21 protein-coding genes are annotated in these 21311 nt (G+C 76.0%); 6 read left to right on the top strand and 15 right to left on the bottom strand.

Going from position 1 to position 21311, the window contains the following annotated elements:
• The 12 genes from MN205_RS13215 to MN205_RS13155 form a co-directional block, all read right to left on the bottom strand.
• The coding region (locus MN205_RS13215; RefSeq protein ID WP_242128015.1) for an ABC transporter ATP-binding protein at positions 1-1059 on the bottom strand (1059 nt) is incomplete at its 3' end.
• A gap of 205 nt (positions 1060-1264) precedes the next feature.
• Entirely contained in the window at positions 1265-2251 is a 987-nt protein-coding gene (locus tag MN205_RS13210; RefSeq protein ID WP_242128021.1) for an NADP-dependent oxidoreductase, read from the bottom strand.
• A 199-nt stretch (positions 2252-2450) separates the two neighbouring features.
• The gene (locus MN205_RS13205; RefSeq protein ID WP_242128013.1) at positions 2451-3875 is read right to left on the bottom strand and encodes an ATP-binding protein; all 1425 of its coding nucleotides are present in this window, start codon (positions 3873-3875) and stop codon (positions 2451-2453) included.
• Positions 3872-5587: an FAD-dependent oxidoreductase gene (locus MN205_RS13200; RefSeq protein WP_242128011.1), complete on the bottom strand. Its 1716-nt coding sequence runs from the start codon at positions 5585-5587 to the stop codon at positions 3872-3874. Before MN205_RS13200 ends, MN205_RS13205 begins: the two co-directional genes overlap by 4 nt.
• Before the next feature lie 237 nt (positions 5588-5824).
• Positions 5825-6823: a helix-turn-helix transcriptional regulator gene (locus tag MN205_RS13195; protein ID WP_242128009.1), complete on the bottom strand. Its 999-nt coding sequence runs from the start codon at positions 6821-6823 to the stop codon at positions 5825-5827.
• On the bottom strand, positions 6807-7010 hold the full coding sequence (locus tag MN205_RS13190) for a hypothetical protein (protein ID WP_242128007.1): 204 nt from the start codon (positions 7008-7010) through the stop codon (positions 6807-6809). Before MN205_RS13190 ends, MN205_RS13195 begins: the two co-directional genes overlap by 17 nt.
• Positions 7007-7147 (bottom strand): hypothetical protein, encoded by a 141-nt coding sequence (locus MN205_RS13185; protein WP_242128005.1) that lies wholly within the window; start codon positions 7145-7147, stop codon positions 7007-7009. Before MN205_RS13185 ends, MN205_RS13190 begins: the two co-directional genes overlap by 4 nt.
• Positions 7135-7554 carry an NAD(P)H-dependent oxidoreductase gene (locus tag MN205_RS13180; protein ID WP_242128003.1) on the bottom strand — a complete coding sequence of 140 codons (420 nt, stop codon included), beginning with the start codon at positions 7552-7554 and terminating at the stop codon, positions 7135-7137. Before MN205_RS13180 ends, MN205_RS13185 begins: the two co-directional genes overlap by 13 nt.
• A gap of 103 nt (positions 7555-7657) precedes the next feature.
• Positions 7658-8029 carry a DUF2255 family protein gene (locus MN205_RS13175; RefSeq protein ID WP_242128001.1) on the bottom strand — a complete coding sequence of 124 codons (372 nt, stop codon included), beginning with the start codon at positions 8027-8029 and terminating at the stop codon, positions 7658-7660.
• Positions 8030-8098: 69 nt separating this feature from the next.
• Positions 8099-10864, bottom strand: a complete 2766-nt coding sequence (locus MN205_RS13170; protein ID WP_242127999.1) for an AAA family ATPase — start codon at positions 10862-10864, stop codon at positions 8099-8101.
• 195 nt (positions 10865-11059) lie between these two features.
• Positions 11060-13855 (bottom strand): AAA family ATPase, encoded by a 2796-nt coding sequence (locus MN205_RS21260; protein ID WP_305037213.1) that lies wholly within the window; start codon positions 13853-13855, stop codon positions 11060-11062.
• A 143-nt stretch (positions 13856-13998) separates the two neighbouring features.
• On the bottom strand, positions 13999-14199 hold the full coding sequence (locus MN205_RS13155) for a hypothetical protein (protein WP_242127997.1): 201 nt from the start codon (positions 14197-14199) through the stop codon (positions 13999-14001).
• A 425-nt stretch (positions 14200-14624) separates the two neighbouring features.
• On the opposite strand from MN205_RS13155, the gene MN205_RS13150 reads away from it, so the two are divergent.
• The 3 genes from MN205_RS13150 to MN205_RS13140 all read left to right on the top strand — a co-directional run bounded on the left by MN205_RS13150 (position 14625) and on the right by MN205_RS13140 (position 17292).
• A complete protein-coding gene (locus MN205_RS13150; protein ID WP_242127995.1) occupies positions 14625-15629 on the top strand; it encodes an alpha/beta hydrolase-fold protein in 1005 nt (334 codons plus the stop codon).
• A gap of 242 nt (positions 15630-15871) precedes the next feature.
• Positions 15872-16504: an FMN-dependent NADH-azoreductase gene (locus MN205_RS13145; RefSeq protein ID WP_242127993.1), complete on the top strand. Its 633-nt coding sequence runs from the start codon at positions 15872-15874 to the stop codon at positions 16502-16504.
• 128 nt (positions 16505-16632) lie between these two features.
• Positions 16633-17292, top strand: a complete 660-nt coding sequence (locus MN205_RS13140; RefSeq protein ID WP_242127991.1) for a hypothetical protein — start codon at positions 16633-16635, stop codon at positions 17290-17292.
• A 139-nt stretch (positions 17293-17431) separates the two neighbouring features.
• On the opposite strand, the gene rpmG is transcribed toward MN205_RS13140, so the two are convergent.
• Together rpmG and MN205_RS13130 are read right to left on the bottom strand one after the other, a co-directional pair.
• Complete coding sequence (gene rpmG, locus MN205_RS13135; protein ID WP_242127989.1) at positions 17432-17599, bottom strand: 50S ribosomal protein L33; 168 nt, start codon at positions 17597-17599, stop codon at positions 17432-17434.
• A 123-nt stretch (positions 17600-17722) separates the two neighbouring features.
• Positions 17723-18037: a hypothetical protein gene (locus MN205_RS13130; RefSeq protein ID WP_242127987.1), complete on the bottom strand. Its 315-nt coding sequence runs from the start codon at positions 18035-18037 to the stop codon at positions 17723-17725.
• A gap of 168 nt (positions 18038-18205) precedes the next feature.
• On the opposite strand from MN205_RS13130, the gene MN205_RS13125 reads away from it, so the two are divergent.
• Positions 18206-18799, top strand: coding sequence for a GNAT family N-acetyltransferase (locus tag MN205_RS13125; RefSeq protein WP_242127985.1), 594 nt, complete (start codon positions 18206-18208; stop codon positions 18797-18799).
• Between the two features lie 12 nt (positions 18800-18811).
• Here the strand turns inward: MN205_RS13125 and MN205_RS13120 are convergent, their stop codons facing one another.
• Entirely contained in the window at positions 18812-19420 is a 609-nt protein-coding gene (locus MN205_RS13120) for a helix-turn-helix domain-containing protein (protein ID WP_242127983.1), read from the bottom strand.
• A 153-nt stretch (positions 19421-19573) separates the two neighbouring features.
• On the opposite strand from MN205_RS13120, the gene MN205_RS13115 reads away from it, so the two are divergent.
• Together MN205_RS13115 and MN205_RS13110 are read left to right on the top strand one after the other, a co-directional pair.
• On the top strand, positions 19574-20830 hold the full coding sequence (locus MN205_RS13115) for a hypothetical protein (RefSeq protein ID WP_242127981.1): 1257 nt from the start codon (positions 19574-19576) through the stop codon (positions 20828-20830).
• A gap of 234 nt (positions 20831-21064) precedes the next feature.
• On the top strand, positions 21065-21268 hold the full coding sequence (locus MN205_RS13110; RefSeq protein WP_242127978.1) for a cold-shock protein: 204 nt from the start codon (positions 21065-21067) through the stop codon (positions 21266-21268).
• Positions 21269-21311 lie beyond the last annotated feature (43 nt).

The following is a 21311-nucleotide window of genomic DNA, read 5'->3' as shown; positions in this document are numbered from 1 at the left end:
GCCGGAGTGCTGGTCGAACAGGTGCACGTGACCCTGCTTGGGGGTGAAGTGCACCGTGGAGCCCTTCTGCGGGGGGCGACGGCCGTCGACGCGGGCGATGACCTGGTGGTCCTCCTGGCCGGGCTGGGCCAGGGAGCCGTAGATGTACGCGTCGGCGCCGAGCTCCTCGACGACGTCCACGTGCACCGGCAGACCGCGGTCGGACAGCTCCAGGTCCTCCGGGCGCACGCCCAGGGTGAGCTTGTCGCCCGTGGCGGCGAGGGAGGCGCGCTCCACCGGCCACACCGAGTCGCCCAGGCGCACGCCGCCGTCGGTGACGTCCAAGCTGAGCAGGTTCATGGCCGGGGAGCCGATGAACCCGGCGACGAAGACGTTGTTGGGGTGGTCGTACATGCGCCGGGGGGTGTCGACCTGCTGCAGCACGCCGTCCTTGAGGACCGCGACGCGGTCGCCCATCGTCATGGCCTCGACCTGGTCGTGGGTGACGTAGACGGTGGTGACGGCCAGGCGGCGCTGCAGGGAGGCGATCTGGGTGCGGGTCTGCACGCGCAGCTTGGCGTCCAGGTTCGACAGCGGCTCGTCCATGAGGAAGACCTGCGGCTGGCGCACGATGGCGCGGCCCATGGCCACGCGCTGGCGCTGGCCGCCGGAGAGGGCCTTGGGCTTGCGGCTCAGGTACGCCTCGAGGTCGAGGATCTTGGCCGCTTCCTGCACGCGGCGCTTGATCTCGTCCTTGGGGGTGCCGGCGATCTTCAGGGCGAAGCCCATGTTGTCGGCGACCGTCATGTGCGGGTACAGCGCGTAGTTCTGGAACACCATCGCGATGTCGCGGTCCTTGGGGGGGACCGTGGTGACGTCGCGGTCGCCGATGAGGATGCGTCCGCCGTTGACGTCCTCCAGGCCGGCGAGCATGCGCAGCGAGGTGGACTTGCCGCAGCCGGAGGGGCCGACCAGCACGAGGAACTCGCCGTCCTCGACGTGGAGTTCCAGGGAGTCCACCGCCGCCACCGGGTTCCCCGGGTACAGCCGTGTCGCTCCGTCGTAGGTCACCGTGGCCATCGTGTGCTCCTGTCCCCGGCAGGTGCGTGCCGGACGGTCCGTCGTGCGTCGGGTGTGTCGTGCGGTTCGTGCGGTTGGTGCGTTCGCCGCCTCCGCCGAGGCGGGCTCTCGACGTCGCCGGCCCGCGGCACCGCCGCCCCGTGGCCCCGTGGCCCCGGCCCGCGGCGCTGCACCGCGGGAACGGCTGAGCGGGGTGCGCCGGTCGCTAGGGGACCAGCTCGGCGCGCCGGGCGGGTGAGGCGATGTGCAGGACGCGCTTGCCGCGCACGTGCCGGGTGGCCAGGTCGCGGTAAGCCCGCTGCACCGCCGCGAGCGGGTAGGTGGCCGTGATGGGGACCTGCAGGCGGCCGTCGGCCACCAGTCGCGCCAGCTGACGCCAGATCCCGGGGTCGTCCGCCTGCTCCTGCGCGTCGTGGTGCACGCCGTGACGCTGCACCGCGCGACCGTCGGCGGTGGTGTTGATGCGTCCCGCCGGCACCCCCAGGGCGAGCGCGACCTCGACGTTGGGAGGGCCGAAGGTGTCGACGCAGGCGTCCACCCCGTCGGGCGCAGCAGCACGCACCCGCTCCAGCAGCCCCGGGCCGTAGCGCACCGGCACCACACCCAGGCCCGCGAGGAACCCGGCGTTGCCCTCACCGGCGGTTCCGACGACGCGGGCCCCGCGCAGCAACGCCAACTGGGCTGCGACGACACCGACCCCGCCGGCCGCCGCCGAGACCAGCACCGTCTCCCCCGGCCGCGGGTCGACGACCGCCACGGCCGCCCACGCGGTGGCTCCGGCTCCGGCGACCGCCGCGGCCTCGTCCCAGCCCAGCCCCGCTGGCTTGACCGCCAGTCGGTCAGCCGGGACTCGGACGAACTGCGCCTGCGCGGCGCGCGGGGCGAAACCCAGCACCGCCTGCCCCGCCCCGAGGCGCTCCACGCCCGGCCCCACCTCGGCCACCACCCCCGAGAAGTCGTTGCCCTGCCCCTCCGGGAAGCTCGCCGGCCACGTGTCGGCGAAGACGCCCTCGCGGATGCCGATCTCACCGGGGTTCACGGCAGCGGAGACGACCTCGACCACGACCGTCCCCGGCTGCGCCTCCGGGCGCGGCACCTGCACCACCTGCAGGACCTCCGGACCGCCGTAGCGGGTGAAACGCACTGCTCGACCCATGCCGCTGCCCACTCCGCCGGCCTCCAGCACCGCCATCTGCACTGCCCACCCCTCCCTGACGCTGTGGATCCTCACTGTGCGCTCCGTGCACGGCGGGAGGGAGGTCCTGACGCTGCTACCCAGGGCCTGCTCGGGCAGCCCGCTGCGCTGGGCGGGGCCGCCACGTCGGCGGTGCCGAGGTGCTCGCGGGTCGTGGTCACCGCCCCCGCCGCTCGTCGTCGCTCCACCGCCGGCCTCACGGCAGCCGCTGGTGGACCGGCAGGGTCACGGTGAACGTCGTGCCCCGTGGCCCGCTGGTCACGCCGAGGTGCCCGTGGTGGCGGTCCTCGACGATGCGCCGGGCGGTGTCCAGCCCCAGCCCGCAGCCCGACCCCGGGCCCTTGGTGGTGAAGAAGGCCTCGAAGACGCGCGGGAGCAGCTCCTCGGGGATGCCCGCGCCGTCGTCACGGACCTCCACCGTCACGACACCGTCGCCCGGGCGGGTGCGCAGCTCCACCGAACCCCGGCCGGCCACCGCGTCCACCGCGTTGTCGATCAGGTTCGTCCACACCTGGTTCAGCTCCGCACCGCGGGCGGCCACGCGCGGCAGCGACGGGTCGTAGTCGCGGTGCAGCTCGACCCCGGCGAGCTTGTGGCCCAGCATCGTGACGGCGCTGTCCAGCCCGGCGTGCACGTCGACGTCCCGCACCGAGGCGGCACCGGGGTGGGCGTACTCCTTCACCGAGGCGACGAGGGCGGAGACGGCGGCGGCGGCGGCCTCGACGTCCCGCAGCAGCGGCTCCACCGCGAGGACGTCGGCCAGCAGGTCGGCTCCCGCCGCACCGGTGGGTTCCTCCAGGACCACCGCGACGTCGTCCGCGCCGAACCCCGCCGCCACGAACGCCGCCGCGGCGACGTCCGGGTCCGCCGCGCCCGCCTCCGCGAGGACGTCGCGGACGGCGTCCTCCGCGTCGGCGACCGCCAGCGGGTCGCCGGGCGGGACGGCGGAGGTGCCACCGGCGGACCCGTGCAGGTGCAGCAGCCGCTCCAGGGCGGTGGCGTCCACACCGGTGCGCACGACCAGCGGAGCGCGCCGGCGCAGCGCGTCGACGTGCCGGCGCAGCTGCGCCGACGCGCGCACCGCGGTCGCGGCCGGGTTGTTCAGCTCGTGCGCCAGACCGGCGGACAGGGCCCCGAGGTCGGCGAGGTGCTCGCGCCTGCGGATCGTCGCCTCGCTGACCCGGACCCCGACGAACAGGCCGTCGAGCAGGTGCACCGCCATCGGCATCTCCTCGCGCACCAGCACCGCGAAGTCCTGCGCCGGCAACCGGAAGAAGCTGCTCGCCACCGTGGTCCGCAGGCTCTGCGCGTAGCGCTGGTCCGCGCCGGTCGCGAACGCCCGCACCGCCCCGGCGTAGACGCCCCGCTGGGTGGTCTCGACGAGCGTCACGTCCTCACCGCTGGAGCGCTGCAGCAGTCGGACCCCGCCGTCGAGCAGGACGTGGAGGTGCTCGGCCGGGTCGCCCTCGCAGAACACCAGCGCGCCGGGCGGGTGGGTGCGCCGTTCCCCGTGCCGCGACAGCCACCGCAGCCGCTCGTCACCGAGGCGCTCGAAGAGGAACAGGGTGCGCAGCTCGTCCGGGGGGACGAGCGCGACACCCGGGATCGACTGCGCGTTCACAGGCCCCCCAGGTAGCGGTGCACGAGGCTCACGGCCATCGCCCCCTCGCCGACCGCGGAGGCCACCCGCTTGATCGAGGCGGCACGCGCGTCCCCGGCGACGAACACGCCCGGGACGCTCGACTCCAGCAGGTGGGGCACGCGTGGCGGCGCCCACGTCGCGGGGGGCCGCCCGGCGTCGTCGAGCAGTTCCGGGCCCGTCAGGAGGAAGCCCTTGGCGTCGCGGGCGAAGGCGTCGCCCAGCCAGTCGGTGCGGGGCGCAGCGCCGATGAGGACGAACAGCCACGCGGCCCGCACCGTCTCGGCGGTGCCCGTGCGGCTGTCCCGCACACGCAGCCACTCCAGGTGCTCCCCGCCCCCCGCCCCCTCGATCTGCGTGCACGTGCGGACCTCGATGCGTGCCGAGGCCTCGATCCGCTCGACGAGGTACTCGCTCATGCCGCGGCGCAGCGAGTCGCCCCGGACGAGCAGCACGACCCGCTCCGCGTACCGGGCGAGGTGCAGCGCCGCCTGCCCGGCGGAGTTCGCGCCCCCGACGACGTGCACCGTCTGCCCGGCGCAGTTCACCGCCTCGTGAGCGGCCGCTCCCTGGTGGACCCCCCTGCCGACGAACCCCTCCAGGTCCGGCACGGGCAGTGCCGCGTAGGAGACCCCCGTGGCCAGGACGACGGCGTGGCAGGAGACCGAGGAGCCGTCGCCGAAGCGCAGGGTGCGCCCTTCACCGCGAACCTCGATCCCGGTGCACTCGACCGTGGTCAGGATCTCCACCCCGAAGCGGGTCGCCTGGTGGCGCGCCCGCTCGGCGAGTTCGGCACCGGACACCCCCTGCGGGAAACCGAGGTAGTTCTCGATCCGGCTGCTCTGCCCGGCCTGACCCCCGGTGGCGGAGCGCTCGACCAGCAGGGTCCGCAGCCCCTCGCTGGCCGCGTAGACGGAGGCACCGAGCCCGGCGGGCCCGCCACCGACGACCACGACGTCGTAGAAGGGGCTCCCGGCGGTGGTGGACAGCCCGACCCGCTGCGCCAGGGTCCGGGGACTGCACGCGGGCAGCACGGACCCGTCGGGCAGGAACGCCACGGGCAGCACGTCGGTGTCCGCCCCCAGGCCCGAGATGCCCAGGAGGCGCCGCGCCTCGGGGCCGCGAACCTCCAGGAACCGGTGGGGAACCCCGTTGCGGGTGAGGAACTCCCGCACCTCCTGCGTCCGCGCCGACCACTGGTGGCCCACCACGCTCAGCCCCGCGGCGACCGGCCGGTTCTCCACGGCCCACTGCGCCAGCAGTTCGTCCAGCACCGGGTACAGCCGCTCCTCCGGCGGGTCCCACGGCTTGAGCAGGTAGCGGTCGAGGTCCGCGTCGTTGATCGCGCGGATCGCCGCGTCGGTGTCCGCGTACGCCGTGAGCAGGACGCGGCGCGCCTGGGGCACCACGTCCAGGGAACGCTCGAGGAAGTCGACGCCCGTCATGCCGGGCATGCGGTGGTCCGCCAGCAGGACCGCGACGCGCTCCCCGCGCAGCACCAGCCGCTCGAGGACGTCGAGCCCTTCCGCTCCCGACCCCGCACGCAGGACCCGGTGGGTCCCGCCGTAGCGGCGGCGCAGGTCCCGGGCGATGGCTCGGCCGACGCCCGGGTCGTCGTCCACGCTGAGGAGCACGGGACGCACCTGCGCCTCCACCGCGGCCGGTCCCCCGCCGGCGCGCTGCCCGCCCGTCACCCGCGCCCCCCCGGGCCGGTGACGAGGTTCCCCCGAACCCCGATCGCGTCGAGGAGCAGCGGGAGGCCGGCGGGGACGCTCATGGCCCGACCCTCCACGACGCCGCGCGCGGGAGGGAGGCCCCGGCAGTCCCACCCTGCCGGTCGAGGACCACCGAGGGGCCCGTGGTGCCGAGCCCTCGACCGACGGCACCGCCCCGCCCGCGGCAGGGGCGCGCAGACGGGCGCCACCCGCACCTCACCCGCCGTCGGGGGCACGCCCGGCCCCCGGTCGTCGCACGTCCCAGAACAGGTCCGGGCGCGGGCCCCGCCAGCAGCGCAGCAACCGGTCCAGCACGGCCTCCGAGCCGGTCCCGGGGACCGGGGTCTGCAGGGTGAGGAACACCCCCTCCCCCGGGAGCGGGAGCACCTGCTGGTCCAACCGACACGTACCGGCCCACGGGTGCTCGACGGTCAGCCGCCCGTGGGAGGCGCCTGTGACACCCGGCACCCCCCACACGCGCGAGAACTCCGTGCTGCGCGCCGACAGCTCGGCGACGAGCCCGTCCAGTTCCGGGTCGCCCGGGTTCCGAACCCAGTTCAGGCGCAGGCCCGCGACCGCCGCGCCGGCGCTGTCCCGCCACTCGGGGAGGAGTTCCCGGGCCCACGGGTCCAGGAAGTGCCAGCGCACGAGGTTCCCCATCGCCTCCGGCGGCCCGCTCGGCCGCGCGACGAGGAGCCGGAACGGCAGGTTGGCCGCCAGGACGTCCGTGCGGTGGTTCACCACGGCCGCCGGCACGGTCAGCGAGGCGAGCATCCCCGTGGTGCCGGGCCGCAGCCTCCCCTCCGGGCGCGGTCTCGGCACCGAGCGGGACGGAGCCGCCAGGCGGTGCAGCAGCGCAGTCTCCTCCGCGCTCAGCAGCAGGGCTTCCCCGACCGAGTTGAGGACCGCCCCGGAAACCTCCCCGACCCGGCCCTGCTCGATGCGCGTGTAGTAGTCCAGGCTCACGCCGGCCAGGTCCGCCACCTCCTGCCGGCGCAACCCGGGAACCCGGCGGTGGCCCGACGAGGCCGGCAGGCCCACGTCCTGCGGGCGCAGCCGGCTGCGCATCGCCCGCAGGAAGTCGCCCAGCGTCGGTGGTGCGGCTGCGCCCGGCGGGACCCGGGTCCCGGCGCCAGCACGGGACCGCGGCACCGTGCCCGCCCGCGGCACCTCCGGTGCACTCCTCAGCACGAGCACCTCACCGGAACCGTTCACCGGTCCCGCGGGGACCGCCGTCGCCGGGAGCGGGATCGCCGTGCTCGGTGGCACGGGCCATCTCCGTGGCGATCTCCTCGGGCCCGCGGTCCGCGAGGAGCGTGTACTCCGCCCAGCGGGCGCTGTCGCCCGCCTGCGCGGTGCCGTGGGCGTGGTGGCCACGGCCGGGCAGGTGCGGGCGGTTCACCGGGCGACCCGCTCGCCGCTGCCCACGTCGAGCAGGTGCACGTGGTCCGCCTCGCCCGGCCGGTCCGGGGGGCCCACCGCCGCCACCGGGTCCCCCGGGTGCAGCCGTGTCGCTCCGTCGCAGGTCACCGTGGCCATCGTGTGCTCCTCTCCCGGCAGGTGCGTGCCGGACGGTCCGTCGGTTTCGCCGTGGAGGGCTGGGTCAGGAGTCCTGCAGCGCCCGGCGGCACCAGGAACCCGCCGGTTCCGTCGAGGAACTGCTTGAGCTGGCTGGCCACGTTGCCGTAGCGGGTGGGGGTCCCCAGCAGGACCGCGTCGGCCCGCACGAGGTCCTCGGTCGTCGCCTTCGGCTCGTCCTCGGTGGTGTCGAAGTGCTGGCTCCAGGAGGTGTTGGCTGCGATCCGCTCGGGTGCGGCCAGCTCGGGGACCTGGCGCAGGCGGACTTCCGCCCCGGCCTTCTCCCCCGCTTCCGCCACGCGCCGGGCCATCGCGTGGATGGTTCCCGCCGCCGAGCAGTGGATGACGGAGAGCTTCACGTCGGTCACTGGGACTCCTCCGGGCGTCAGGTCCTGCCGGTGGGGGGCACCGGCTCGGCGCCCCCCTGTGAGAACGCTCCCAACGCGGGTGTCCCCTTCGCCTCGGTGGTCATCACCTACATGCGCCGACGATCTGCATCGTCGTGCTCGCCGCCTCCGGTGCCGTCATCGTCGCCGTCGGCCCGGGCCAGCCCGGCCCGTACTTCTCCCAGTACGCCAGGGACACCTCGGCGACGGTCAGGGCGTCGCGGACCGGCAGGAACGCCACGTCGAGGCTGAGGTCGCCGGCGACCACCCGCGCACGGGGGTCGAGGAGCACCCGGCGGTACCAGGCCGCGCGGGAGCCGAGCGCGGAGCGGACGTACGCCCGGTCCTCCACGGCGACCACCCAGATCCGGCGGCTCGTCCAGACGTCGCCGCGACGGGTCAGCAGCGACACCTCGTGCAGGTGCGGGAGCAGCAGGGTGCCGGGGGGGTCGACCACCCCGCCAGGGTGGGCGTGCGCGCGCCGCCTCGCGTCGGCGGTCGTCGCCTACATCCCGTGCGGGACGGCTCAGCGGTCGCGCGGTTCCGCGGGGAGCGGCAGGTCCCGCAACTGCCGCCGCGACGTGATGCCGAGCTTGGCGAAGATGTTGCGCAGGTGGGCGTCGACCGTGCGGGGGCTCAGGAACAGCTCCGCGGCGACCTCCTTGCTCGTCGCCCCGGCGGCCACCGCCCGGGCGACCTGCAGCTCCTGCGCGGTCAGCTGCGCCCGCTGCTCGTCCCCGGTGGTCCCGCGGGTCCTGGCGCGCTCACCGGTCGCCGCCAGCTCCCGCGCCGCCCGTGCGGCGAAGGCGGCGGCACCGAGGCCGGAGAAGGCGTCGTGGGCGACGCGCAACTGCTCGCGCGCCTCCCGCTTGCGGCCCTCCCGGCGCAGCCACTCCCCGTACAGCAGGTGGGCGCGGGCCAGCTGGGGGGCCGCCGCGGTGCGGGACAGGTGCCCGACCGCTGCGCGGTACTGCTCCTCGGCCTGCTCGCCCTCGGCCAGCAGCGCCGCGCACCGTGCGACCGTGCCCGCCGCCCAGTCGCTGCGGAGGAGCTCCACCCCCTCCCGCAACCGCTCGTGGACCGGGACGGCCAGGTCGCGGCGTCCGGCGCGGACCGCCGCCTCGACGAACTCCGGCAGGAGCCAGACGCGGACGTCCTGCTCGTGGAGGTCCACGGCGGTGCGGCAGGCGTCCAGGGCCTCGCCGTAGCGCCCCTGGGCGTTGAGCAGGAGCGCCGTCGCGTACTCCATGACGCTCAGGTGCCCGCCCTCCCGCCGCAGCGCGGCGTCGGCGGACGCGGCCTGCACGATCCGCGTGGTGGCGGGTTCGTCGCCCTGCCACGCCGCGATGATCGCGGGCACGGTGAGCATCGGCGGGATGCCGAGCTCGTCGGCGACCCGGTGCGCCTCGCCGACGAGGACCTGCGCCTGCGCGAACCGCCCGGTGTGCACGTGGCTCAGGGCCCGGGTGCCGAGCGCGAGGATCAGGGCGGCCACGGCGCCCGCGCGCCGCACCCGTGCGAGCTGCCGCTCGGCGAGCAGGCGGAACCCCTCCTCGTCCCACAGCTCGTGGGCCGCGCTGGCCGCCATCCACAGGTAGCCGCTGGTCAGGGGGGTGTCGTCGTCGTCGAAGCTCATGGCGACGCCTCGGCGCAGCTGGTCCACGGCGTGCACCCGTCCCCGGGTGGCGAGGGTGAGCAGCCCGTCGAGGAGGAGGTCCAGGGTCCGGGTCGGCGCCTCACCGGCGGGCAGCGACCGCGCGACCGCCGCGATCTGCGGGACGGCGTCGGGATCGGCGAAGCGCCCGGCGTACAGGGCCACGGCGTACGCCTCGAGCAGGGCCTCCCGGGCCGTCGCGGGGTCCACCTCGGCGAAGGAGCGCGCGGCCTGCACCAGGAGACCGACCGCTCCGGCGTCCTGGCGCTGGTCGAAGGCGGTGCGGGCGCGCAGCGCCCCTGCCAGCGCACGCTGCCCGCGGTCCAGGCCGGCGCTCTCGGCCACCGACACCAGCTGCAGCGCTGTCTCCGGCGCACCCGCGGCGCGCTTGGCGGACGCCGCCTCGAGCAGGCGCCCGGTGCGCCTGACCGGGTCGGGGGTCAGCACCGCGGCGCGCTCGAGGAAGGCCGCCGCCGCTGCGACCCCACCGCGCAGCTGGGCCCGGCCCGCCGAGCGCTCGAGCTCGCCGGCCACCGCCTCGTCGGGCCCGTCAGCGGCCATCGCCAGGTGCCACGCCCGCCGGTGCGGGTCCACCGCCGGGTCCGTGGCAGCGGCGAGGGCGCGGTGGACGGCGCGCCGCTGCCCCGGGGAGGTCGCGTGGTACACCGCGGAGCGCACCAACGGGTGGCGGAACCGCACCCGGACCCCCACCGACACCAGACCCGCCTCCTCGACCGGCCCCGCGACGTCCACCGCCAGGCCCATCTCCCGCGCCGCCCGCCGCAGCAGGTCCGGGTCCCCCGTCGGCTCCGCCGAGGCCAGCGCCGCGAACGCCTGCGCCGGTGGCGGCAGCAGGGACAGCCGCTGGCAGAAGCTCGCCTCCAGGGCGCCGGACACGGAGCCGCCCGGCAGCTCGTAGCCGCCCGCCAGCGCGGCCGGGCCGACCGTGCGGGGCAGCTCCAGCAGCGCGAGCGGGTTGCCCCGTGCCTCGGCGACGACGCGGTCCCGCACCCGCGGGTCGAGCGGTGCGCGCACCTCGGCGTCGAGCAGCTCCCGCGCCTCCCGCTCGGGCAACCCCTCCAGCCGCAGCGTCGGCAACCGGGTCAGGACGTCCGGTCCGGCTCCCTGGTCGTCCCCGTCCCGCACGACCACGACGACCGCCACGGGGACCGCGCTCAGGCGCCGCGCGGCGAAGGCGAGAGCCGCGGTGCTGGCCGGGTCCATCCACTGCGCGTCGTCGACCACGCACACCAGCGGCCGGGTGCGAGCGGCCGCGGTCAGCAGGCTCAGCAGGCCCGCGCCGACGAGCAGGCCCGCGTCGGGTGCGACCGGCCCGGTGTCGAGCCCGAGGGCGCGCCCCAGCGCGCCGGCCTGGGGCGCCGGCAGCTCCGCGAGGCGCTCCAGCACCGGCTGGCAGAGCTGGTGCAGCCCGGCGAAGGGCAGGTCGGACTCGAACTCCGTGCCCGTCGCCTCCAGCACCTCGAGACCGGGCGCCGCACCGACCGCCTCGGCCACGAGCACCGACTTGCCGATCCCCGCGGGTCCTCGGACCACGAGGGCACCACCGCGGCTCGCACCGGCCGCCCGCAGCAGGTCCCCGACCACCCTCAGCTCCGCCGCCCTTCCGCGCAGCGTCACCGGTGGCACCTCCGTTCACGCGACACCTGGGCCGCCGAGCGCGGCACACCGTCCCGGGACCACGGCTCTGTGCACCCGCTCGCCGCGCACGTCGCGCGTCGCGGGATCACCGTACGCGTCGCGAACGTGCTCGACGAGCGGGTCGCCGTGATCGGCAGCCGCGGGCCCGGGGACCACCCGCACCCCCGCGCCGGTTCAGACGAGCTCGTCCACGCAGCGGTGCTCGTCCGGCAGGCCGGGCAGGCCGGGCAGGTCGGGCAGGTCGCGCAGCTGGCGGCGGGAGGTGATGCCGAGCTTGGCGAAGATGGCGCGCAGGTGCGCGTCGACGGTGCGCGGGCTGACGAACAGCTCCGCGGCCACCTCCCGACTCGTGGCCCCACCGGCGACCAGCCGCGCCACCTGCAGCTCCTGCGGCGTCAGGCCGGCGGGCGCCGCGACGCCGCGTGACCGGGCACGCTCCCCGGTCGCCGCGAGCTCCCGCGCCGCACGCGCGGCGAAGCCGGCCGCACCCAGGGACGAGAACCGTTCGAGCGCGGTGCGCAGCTGCTTGCGCGCCTCGCCCCTGCGGCCCTCGCGGCGCAGCCACTCCCCGTACAGCAGGTGAGCACGGGCCAGTTGCGGGACGGCGGCGGTGCGGGTCAGGTGCTCGACGGCCGCCCGGTAACCCTCTTCCGCCTCCCGACCCGGGGTCACCAGCGCCGTGGAACGGGCGAGGATGCCCGCCGCCCAGTCGCTGTCCACGGCCTCGGCGCTCTCCCGCAGCCGGTCCAGCACCGGGGCGGCCAGCTCCGGCCGCCCCGACCGTGCCGCCGCCTCGATGAACTCGGCGGGCACCCACGCCAGGAAGGTCGCCGGTTCGCGTTCGACGGGCACCCGGCAGACCTCCAGCGCCTCGGCGTAGCGGCCCCGGCCGGTCAGGAGGACCGTGTGCGCGTACTCCAGGGCGGTGAGCAGGCGCCCCTCCTGCCGCGCCGTGGCGTCGGCCGTCCCGGCGCGCAGGAGCTCAACCGTACGAGCTTCGTCACCCCGCCAGGCCGCGACGGTGACGTCGACGTAGCGCATCGGGGGCGCCCCCAGCTCGGCGGCGACGCGGTGGCACTCGTCGACGAGCGCCTGCGCCCGGTCGAACCGCCCCGCGTGCACGTGCGCCAGCGCCCGGTAGCTGAGGGCGATGGGCAGCGAAGCCACGGCCCCGGTGCGCCGGACCTCGGTCAGCTGCCGTTCGGAGGCCTCGAGGAACGCTTCCTCGTCCCACAGGCTCTGCGCCCCGCTGCACGCCAGCCACAAGGAGCCGTTCCGCAGCGGCCCGGCGTCGTGGCGGAGGCACTCCTCCACGCCCGCCCGCAGCAGCGGGGCCGCCGCCGCCGGCCCGTGGACGGCCAGGGAGAGGAACCCGTCGTGGAGGAGCTCCGCCGGCCGGCGCGGTCCCACGGACACGGGCAGGGAGCGCAGGGCCGTCGCGATGCGGGGGACGAGTCCCGGGTCGGCGAAGCGCCCGGTGTACGTGGCGGCGGCGAACGCCTCGAGCAGCACGTCGCGGGCGGTGCCGGGGGCGACGGGCGCGACGGAACGCCCGGCGGCCAGGAGCGCCTCCACGGCGGCGGCGTCGCGCCTCTGGTCGAAGCCGGTGCGCGCACGCAGCACCCCGGCCAGCGCGCGCTGCACGGGGTCGAGGTCGCCGGCCTCCGCCGCCGTGAGCAGTTCCAGCGCCGCCTCCGGCGCCCCGGCCGCGCGGGTGGTTTCGGCGGCCGCCAGGAGCCGTCCGGCGCGCTCGACCGGGTCGGGGGTGAGCACGGCGGCCCGGTCGAGGAAGGCGGCCGCCGCCGCGACACCGCCGCGCGCCTGGGCGCGCCCCGCGCAGCGCACCAGTTCCGCGGCGACGTGCTCGTCGGGTCCGGCGGCGGCCGCCGCCAGGTGCCAGGCGCGCCGGTCGGGATCGGTGGAGGGATCGGTCGCCGCGGCCAGCGCCCGGTGGATCGCGCGCCGGTCCGCCAGTCCCGCCGCGTGGTACACGACCGAGCGGACCAGCGGGTGGCGGAAACGCACCCGGGCGCCCACCGACAGCAGCTCCGCAGTCTCCACGGGAGCGCCCGCGTCCGCCGGCAGGCCGAGCACCCCCGCGGCACGCCGCACCAGGTCGGGATCGCCCGTCGTCTCCGCGGCGGCGAGGGTGGCGAACGACCGGGACGCGGGAGGCAGCAGCGCCAGGCGCCGGCGGAAGCTGGCCTCCAGCGCGCTCCTCACCGAGTCCGCGCTCGGCAGCCCGTAGCCCCCGGCCAGCTCCGCCGGGCCGAACGTGCGGGGCAGCTCCACCAGGGCCAGCGGGTTGCCCCGCGCCTCGGCGATGATCCGGTCCCGCACCCTCGGGTCCAGCGGCGCGCGCACCTCCGCGTCCAGCAACCGCCGCGCGTCCTCCTCGGCCAGGCCCTCCAGCCGCACCCCCGGCAGCCGCTCCAGCGCGTCCTGCACGGGTCCCCCCCACCCCGCGTCGTCGCGCACGACGAGGACCAGCGCCACCGGCGCCCCCTCCAGCCGCCGCGCCGCGAAGGCGAGCGCCCCGGTGCTGGCAGGATCCAGCCACTGCACGTCGTCGACCACGCAGACCAGCGGCCGCGCTCGGGCAGCGGCACGCAGCAGGTTGACCAGGCCGGCACCCACCAGCAGGCCCGGGTCCACCTGCTCCGGCCCCGCGTCGAGCCCGAGGGCCCGGCGCAGCGCTCCCGCCTGCGGTCCGGGCAGCTCATCCAGGTGCTCCAGCAGCGGGAGGCACAGCTGGTGCAGACCGGCGAACGCCAGGTCGGCCTCGAACTCCGTGCCCGTCGCGTGCAGCACGTGCAGGTGCGGTGCCGCCTCCACCGCCGCGGTCACGAGCGCCGACTTGCCGATCCCCGCCGGGCCGCGCACCACGAGCACACCGCCGCGGCCTTCGCCAGCCGCCCGCAGCACGTTCACGACGACCGCGAGCTCCCGCACCCGCCCGAGCAGCGTCATGACCCTGCCTCCGATCAGCCGGCGCGCGCCCTCCAGCTCGGCTCGCCGCCCACGGACCACGGACCACCAGCCCCCGTTCGCCGTGCACGTGGCGCGTCGCGGGGTCACAGTACGCGTCCCGCACCCGCTCCGGCAGCGCCTCGTCAGGTCTCGTCGGGGACGGTCGCCGCACGGTGACCCGTGCCGACGGCTCCCGAGGTCCGGCCGGGGCGCGCAGGTCGGTGCAGCTGGTGACCGAGCACCTCGGGGTCGAACACCAGCGTCTGCAGCAGTTCGTCCCCCCCCTCGACGTGGGACGTCGCCGCGGTGCGCTGCCGCGTCGCCGCGAAGGCCGTGGAGGTCATCGAACCGACCGAGGCAGTTGGCGTGCTCGACGAGCCCGCCAGCAGGGGCCTGCGACCGCCGGTCACCGCCGTCGCCGCCGACCACGGCACCGACGCCCGCTTTCTGGACGCACTCAGGGAGCGGGACTGCTCTGGATCGTGCAGGTCGAACCCGACCCGGCGGACCGGCTCGCGCGATCAGCTCACCTCTCGGTTCCTGCCGCTGCGGCTCCGCCCGGCCGGGCGCAAGCACACCGCCCCCTGAGCGAGGACGGCTCCCTGCCGCAGCAGTGGCTGTCGCCGGTTGGCCGAGAGCAAGGCCGAGCCGGAGGGGGCACCTCCCGCGTTCGCGGACAGCCCGCTCGCGACGACGGGCCACCGCCCTCACAGGTGGTGCACACGCGGGTGCTGCGCAGCACTCACAGTCCTCACCGAACGTGGGAGGCGTGCAGGCACCCACGCTCTCCCGCCGCGCCGCCCTGGCCGGCACCCTCGGCCTCGTGGCCGTGGGCGCCGCTGCGTGCGGCTCCGACGGCACCACGGCCAGCTCCTCGGCGAGCACGTCAGCGACCACGAACGCCGAGACGTCTTCGAGCTCGGAGATCCCCACCCTGGAGACCCTGGTCGCCGAGGTCACCGACGAGTTCACCCGGGAGACCTACACCGACGCCCCGACCGGGCTGAGCCTGCCGTACAACCTATTCGTCCCCGCCGACCACGACGCCTCGCAGAGCCACCCGCTGGTGCTCTACATCGCCGACTCCAGCCTGGTCGGCCAGGACGTGACCGCACCCCTGTCGCAGTACGGCGCGCTGATCTGGGCCAGCGAGAGCGAACAGGCGAAGCACGCCGGCATCGTCGTGGTCCCGCAGTACCCGGAGGTCGTCATCGACGACCACGGCAGCTACACCACCACCGACTACGTCGCGCTCACCCCTCGCCTGCTCGAGGAGATCAAGAGCCGGTACAGCGTGGACGAGAACCGCGTGTACGGCACGGGGCAGTCGATGGGCTGCATGACGGTGATGCACCTGGCCGCCCAGGACCCCGAGCTGTTCGCCGCCGAGCTGTTCGTCTCCGGGCAGTGGGACATCAGCGAGCTCGGCCCCCTGGCGGGGGAGAAGTTCTTCTACATCGCCGCCGGTGGGGACGAGAAGGCCTTCGCAGGTCAGGAGGAGGTGAAGGCGATGCTCACCGACGCCGGCGTCTCCTCCCAGGCCGCCACCTGGGACGCGACGTGGTCGGCGCAGGAGTTGTCCGACGCGGCGGCCGAGCTGTTCGCCGCCGGCGACGACATCAACTTCGCCACCTTCGAGACCGGCACCGTGGTCTCCGCGAACGGTTCGGCCGGCTCGGGCGGGACGGGCAGCAGCGAGCACATGGCGTCCTTCCAGCCGGCCTACGAGATCGGGCCCCTGCGCGACTGGCTGTTCCAGCAGAGCGCGACCTGACGCGCCGCCGGCCACTGGTGCCCGGGACCCGGTCAGGCGCCGGAGCCACGTCCTGCCAGCCCGGCGGGGCCGAGCCGGCGCGGAGCTCGCGCGCCAGCGAGCCCTCGCCCGGAGAAGCACTCGCACCAGGCCACGTCGTCGGTGTGCACCACCCCGGCCGCCCCGCTGCCGGAGGGGCCGGTCCTGCGGCACCGCTGAGCGCACGCGCACGAGTTCCGGCGCGGGGTCAGTAGGTTGTCCGGATGCCTCACCTGCTGCACCTGGACTCCTCCGCCGACCTGGCACGGTCCCGTTCCCGGGCGATCACCGCGGCGTTCGCCGAGGCGTGGCGCGCTCGTGGCCCGGAGTTCACGGCCACCCACCGCGACCTGCACCGCGACCCGCTGCCGCACCTGCCGGACCCGGAGCTGCACTGGCCGGACGCGGCCCGCCGCCCGGACGCGAACCCGCCCGCGGCGGAGGACGCCCTGCAGCGGGAGGTCCTGGCCGAACTGCTCGCCGCGGACGTCCTGCTGGTGGGTGCGCCGCTGTACAACTACACGGTCCCCTCGACGCTGAAGGTGTGGATCGACCAGGTCCACGTTCCGGGGATCACCACCGGCGAGGGTGCGCAGCCGCTGGCCGGGCGACCCGCGGTCGTCGTCAGCAGCCGCGGCGGCGTCTACGACGCGGGCACCCCGACGGAGTCGTGGGACCACGGTGTGCCGGTGCTGCGGATCGTCCTGGGGAACGCGCTGGGCATGGACGTGCACGTGGTGCAGACCAGCGCCACCCTCGCCGACCGCGTGCCGGAGCTGGCGGGCCTGCGCGAGCGCGCCGACGCGGAGTTCGCCGCGGCCGTGCGCACCGCCGAGGAGCTCGCCGCGACCCTCTGACGACCCCGGCGAGGACGGCCCGCGGGTCATGACGGTCTCGTGACATCGGGACCGCCCGGGGTTGGGCACGCGCGGTGACCGGGTAGCGGGATCGCAGAGGCCCATCCCGCTACCCGGAGGTACCCCCGATGTCTGAACCGCACGACAACGGCGCACACGCGGCCGAGGAGAAGAAGGGCAGCCGCTGGTGGCTGTGGCTGCTCCTCGCGCTGATCGCCCTCGCGCTCATCGTCTGGGCGGTCCTCGCCTTCACCGGTGACGACGAGGACGACGTCGACGCGGTGGACCCGCAGACCACCGCGAGCGCGCCGGTCACCCCCACGGACGACGGGACCACCCCCTCGGCGACCCCCTCCACGAGCACCACCGCGAGCGGCGACCCGACGGCGACCGCCACCGCGACGTCGGACCCCACCGCGACGGCCGTGGCCGGCGCCGTCCTGGTCGGCGGTGTCGACGTCCTCACCGACGGCACGGACCTGACCACCTTGGTGGGGCAGCAGGTCCAGGCCACCGAGGTGGAGGTCACCGAGGTCGTGGCCGACGAGGCGTTCTACGTCGGCCCGCAGGCCGGCCAGACGGTCCTGGTGCGCCTGCCGGAGTTCGCCGGTGCGGACGCCGCCGAGTCGCCGTTCACCGTCGAGCAGGGCGACGTGGTGAGCTTCACCGGCTCCCTGGCCGAGGTGGACGACGCGCTGCTGTCGGAGCTGCGCAACTACGACCCGGCTCCCGACCTGCAGGTCGGCTCGGTGTACGTGCAGGCCGAGCAGATCTCCGGCGTGAGCTGACCGCTCGCGGACGGCCGGTCGAGGACCGGCACCGCACCGAACGCGGCAGGAGCCGCCCGGCGNTCGCCGGGCGGCTCCTGCCGCGTCGTCACGTCGGGGGTTCAGCCCCGACGGCCCTCCCCACCGCGGACCTCCACCGTCAGCGCTCCTCGCGGAAGTCGACGTGCTCGCGCGCGACCGGGTCGTACTTGCGCACGACGAGGCGGTCGGGGTCGTTGCGGCGGTTCTTGCGGGTCACGTAGGTGTACCCGGTGCCGGCGGTGGACCGGAGCTTCACGACCGGGCGGACGTCGGCGTGCTTGGCCATCTGGTGCGCTCCCCTCGAGCTCGGACCCCCGGTGCGGCACCGGCGGTCACCTGCTCCAACCCGTTGCGACCGACAACCATTCCCTTTCCCGGCTTCGATCCCCACCCCGCGGTGGTCGAGGAGTCACGGGCGGGGTTCGGCGGCCACGGCGGAGGGCGGGACGTCCCCGCACGTGGTGCCGTGCGCGCCGGTGACGGCGGGGTCGTCCGCGCCGACGCCGCGGACGACCGTGGTCGTCTCCCCGTCGCGGGCGCGCACGCGGTTCGCGTCGACGACGACCTCCGTGCGCGTCACCGTCCACGAGCCGCTCCCCTCGCGGGCGTCCACCCCGTGCAGGTGCAGCCCGTCACCGGCCGGCTCGCACGTCAGCCCGGTGCCGCACGGGGTGAAGCCGAGGCTGAAGGAGCACTGCTCGCCGTCCTCACCGGGCAGGGGCACCAGGGCGGCGGCCGTCGACGTCGGCGAGCGGCGGTGCGGCGGTGCGCGGTGCGCGGTGCGCGGTGGTGCTCACGGTTCTCCCGTCCGAAGAAGTTCGATGTGGCAACTCCCCGTGTGACGCGCCAGGGAGTCGTCGCGTCGCGCCTCTCAACGCGCGACGATGGGTCCGTGCCCCCCGACGCCCCTCCCGACGCGACCACCGGCGCGGTCTCCACCCGCACCCGCCGGCTGCTGCTGGCGCCGCCGCGCCTGGCGGACCTGGAGGACGTCTTCGCCCTCTACTCCGACCCCGCGGTGTGGGAGCACCTGCCCTCCGGCCGGCACACCGACCGCACCCGCACGGCGCTGCTGCTGGAGCGGGTGCGCGAGAGCTGGGACCTGGCGGGTCTGGGCAGCTGGGTGGCCCGGCTCGCCGAGGGCCCGGAAGCCGGCCGGCTCGTCGGCACCGGTGGCTGCGACCTGCGCCTGGGCGTGGCGTGGAACCTCAGCTACCGGCTGCACCGGCGCGACTGGGGCCACGGGTACGCCGGCGAGCTGGCCGCGGCGGCGATCGCCGCGGCGCGGCGGGTGCACCCCGACGTGCCCGTCACCGCGTACCTGCTGGAGCGCAACGAGCGCTCGGCGGCGGCCGCCGAGCGCGCCGGGCTGCACCTGCAGTGGCGCGGCCCCGACGCGGGCAACCCCGACCCGGACGCGGTGCGGCTGCTGTACGCGGACCGCCCGCTCTCCCGCCTGGTGGTGGAACTGCTCGCCACGACCTGAGCGGCCCCGGCCTCAGCCCTTCCGGGGCCGGGCGCGCACGTGCATGCGCTCCCCCTGCGGCCCGAACACGCTGAGCAGCTCGACCGGCACCCGTCCGGGGTTGCTCATCGCGTGCGGCAGGTGGGTGTCGAACTCCGCCGCCTCCCCCGCGGGCAGCCGCAGGTCCTGCGCCCCCAGCCGCAGCCGCAGCACGCCGGACATCACGTACAGCCACTCGTAGCCCTCGTGGTGCTGCGGCTCGACCTCCTCGCCGCAGCCGGGGGCGAGGACCAGCTTGTAGGCGCGCAGCCCCCCGGGCGCCCGGGTCAGCGGGTACGACGTCATGCCCCGGCGGGAGCGGGCCGTGCGCCGACGCGGCGGCCGCTCCGGCGCGACGAGCTCGTCGAGGCTGACCTCGTAGTGCGCCACGAGCGGCAGCAGCAGCTCCAGGGTGGCGCGCCGGCCACCGGACTCCAGGCGCGACAGGGTGCTGGCGGAGGTGCCGGTGGCGGCGGAGACCTGCGCGAGGGTGAGACCGCGCGCGGTGCGCAGCCGGCGCAGCCGGGGACCGACGGCGTCCAGGGCGGCGGCGGTGTCGGCGGCCGTCGTGGTGGCTGCGGCGGCCCGGTCCGGTGCGCTCACCCGACCATCGAACACGACGGCCGCGACGACGACCCCGGGACCGCTCAGGTGCGGGCCCGCTACGGTCGACGGACCCCTGGAGGGGTGACGGCGCACGGCCGTGGGCACGGGCGTCGAGGGCACGGGCGAGGGCACCCGGGGAGGAGCGGGGCGGTGGGACGGCGAGCAGCGGCGGCGGTGGCGGTGACGCTGGCCCTCGTGGCCGGCGGCGCCCTGACGGCGATGCCGGAACCCTCCGAGGCGGTGCCCGCTCCGGCGCTGCTCAGCGACGCCTCCTGGCGCGACGAGCTGGGCGTCGCGGTCACCACGCCGGAGGAGGACGCCGCCTGGCTGGCCGCCGGCACCGTGCCCGGCGCCGGGGGGCCGTGGGAGCCGCTGGTGCGCCAGGCGCTGCTGGACCTGCGCTCCCTGACCGCCGCGAACGGCGCGGTCACCGCGGGCCCCGTGGACAGGTGGGCGTACACGTGGCCGCGGGACTCGGCGTTCGTCGCGGTGGCGCTGTCCGCCACCGGGCACCGCGACCAGGCGCTGCGGGCGCTCGACTTCCTGGCGGACGTGCAGCTCGAGGACGGCGGTTTCGAGGCCCGCTACCTGGTGGACGGCAGCGGCACCCCGGACGGGCGCGACCGCCAGGCCGACGGCGCCGGCTGGGCGCTGTGGGCGCTGGGCGAGGTGCTGTCCGACGCCCCGACGCGGGCGCAGGCGCTGCAGGAGCTGCAGGAGCTGGAGGGGCTGCTGACCGGTGCGACGCGGTTCGCGATGGAGGCCACCGACGACGGTACCGAGCTGCCGGAGCCGTCCCCGGACTACTGGGAGCGCGACGAGGCGGAGCTGACCCTGGGCACGGTCGCGCCGCTGCTGGCGGGGTTGCGCGCGAGCGCACGGCTGCAGCCGCTGCTGGGCGAGCACGCCGCGGCGGACCGGCTGGAGGCGGCCGCGGACTCCCTGGAGGGGCTGCTGCACGAGGAGTTCGGTCCCACCGGGTACCTGCGCTACGCCGATCCGGGCGTGGAGACCGGTGGGGTGGACGCGGCGGTGGCGTTCCTGCTGCCGCCGTTCGCGCCGCGGGTGCCGTCGGCGGCGGTGCTGGACGCGTTCGACGCCTACCAGGTCGAGGCGCTGCGACCGGCGGGCGGCCTGGCGCCGGGCGCGGGCTGGAAGCGGGACGGGACCTCGTGGACGCCGGAGGTCGCGCTGGTGGCGCTGGCGGCGGCGTCGTCGGGGCGGGCGGAGCAGGCCGTGCGCTGGCTGGACTGGCTGGCCGCGCACCGCGCGCCGTGGGGCAGCCTGCCGGAAAAGGTGGCGGCCGACGGCAGCCCGGCGGGGCCGGCGCCGCTGGGGTGGACGGCGGCGAGCGTGGTGCTGGCGGTGGGTGCGCTCGACGCGGGCGGACCCGCCGCCGCCCGGTGATCCCGCGGCCCGCGGTGCCGGTCTGACGAACGGGTGCAGAAGTGTTGCGCGGGGTCGCAGGTGTCGTGTTAGCTACTGATCGGCTGCAGTTGGAGCAGCTCCTCGATCGTTCTGAACGCCCGCGGAGTGTGTTGCGACCGTCACCCGGGCCCCCGGGCCCGGAGGGCGTTCCCACTCAGCCCGGGACCGGCACGAGCGCAGGTCCCGCACCGACTGGAACGTGTTGGAGTAGGTATGGCCCAGGGCACCGTCAAGTGGTTCAACGCTGAGAAGGGGTACGGCTTCATCGAGCAGGACGGCGGCGGCCCCGACGTCTTCGTGCACTACTCGGCCATCAGCGGCAACGGCTACCGCTCGCTGGAGGAGAACCAGCGCGTGGAGTTCGAGGTGACCCAGGGCCAGAAGGGCCCGCAGGCGGACGACGTCCGCGCTCTCTGAGCCACCCCGCCCGAACGACGGAGGGCCCCCGTCCTCGCGGACG

Origin of the sequence: Kineococcus sp. TRM81007 (assembly GCF_022669155.1) — a bacterium.
Classification (GTDB): Bacteria; Actinomycetota; Actinomycetes; order Actinomycetales; family Kineococcaceae; genus Kineococcus.
This window is presented reverse-complemented; position numbering and strand designations above follow the sequence as displayed.

Bases quoted from the DNA above. Each gene is read 5' to 3' on its own strand.
- MN205_RS13185 (WP_242128005.1), bottom strand. From the start codon at position 7,147: ATGGCCACGGTGACCTGCGACGGAGCGACACGGCTGCACCCGGGGGAC.
- MN205_RS13140 (WP_242127991.1), top strand. From the start codon at position 16,633: ATGTCTGAACCGCACGACAACGGCGCACACGCGGCCGAGGAGAAGAAG.
- rpmG (WP_242127989.1), bottom strand. From the start codon at position 17,599: ATGGCCAAGCACGCCGACGTCCGCCCGGTCGTGAAGCTCCGGTCCACC.
- MN205_RS13145 (WP_242127993.1), top strand. From the start codon at position 15,872: ATGCCTCACCTGCTGCACCTGGACTCCTCCGCCGACCTGGCACGGTCC.
- MN205_RS13110 (WP_242127978.1), top strand. From the start codon at position 21,065: ATGGCCCAGGGCACCGTCAAGTGGTTCAACGCTGAGAAGGGGTACGGC.
- MN205_RS21260 (WP_305037213.1), bottom strand. From the start codon at position 13,855: ATGACGCTGCTCGGGCGGGTGCGGGAGCTCGCGGTCGTCGTGAACGTG.
- MN205_RS13210 (WP_242128021.1), bottom strand. From the start codon at position 2,251: ATGGCGGTGCTGGAGGCCGGCGGAGTGGGCAGCGGCATGGGTCGAGCA.
- MN205_RS13155 (WP_242127997.1), bottom strand. From the start codon at position 14,199: ATGACCTCCACGGCCTTCGCGGCGACGCGGCAGCGCACCGCGGCGACG.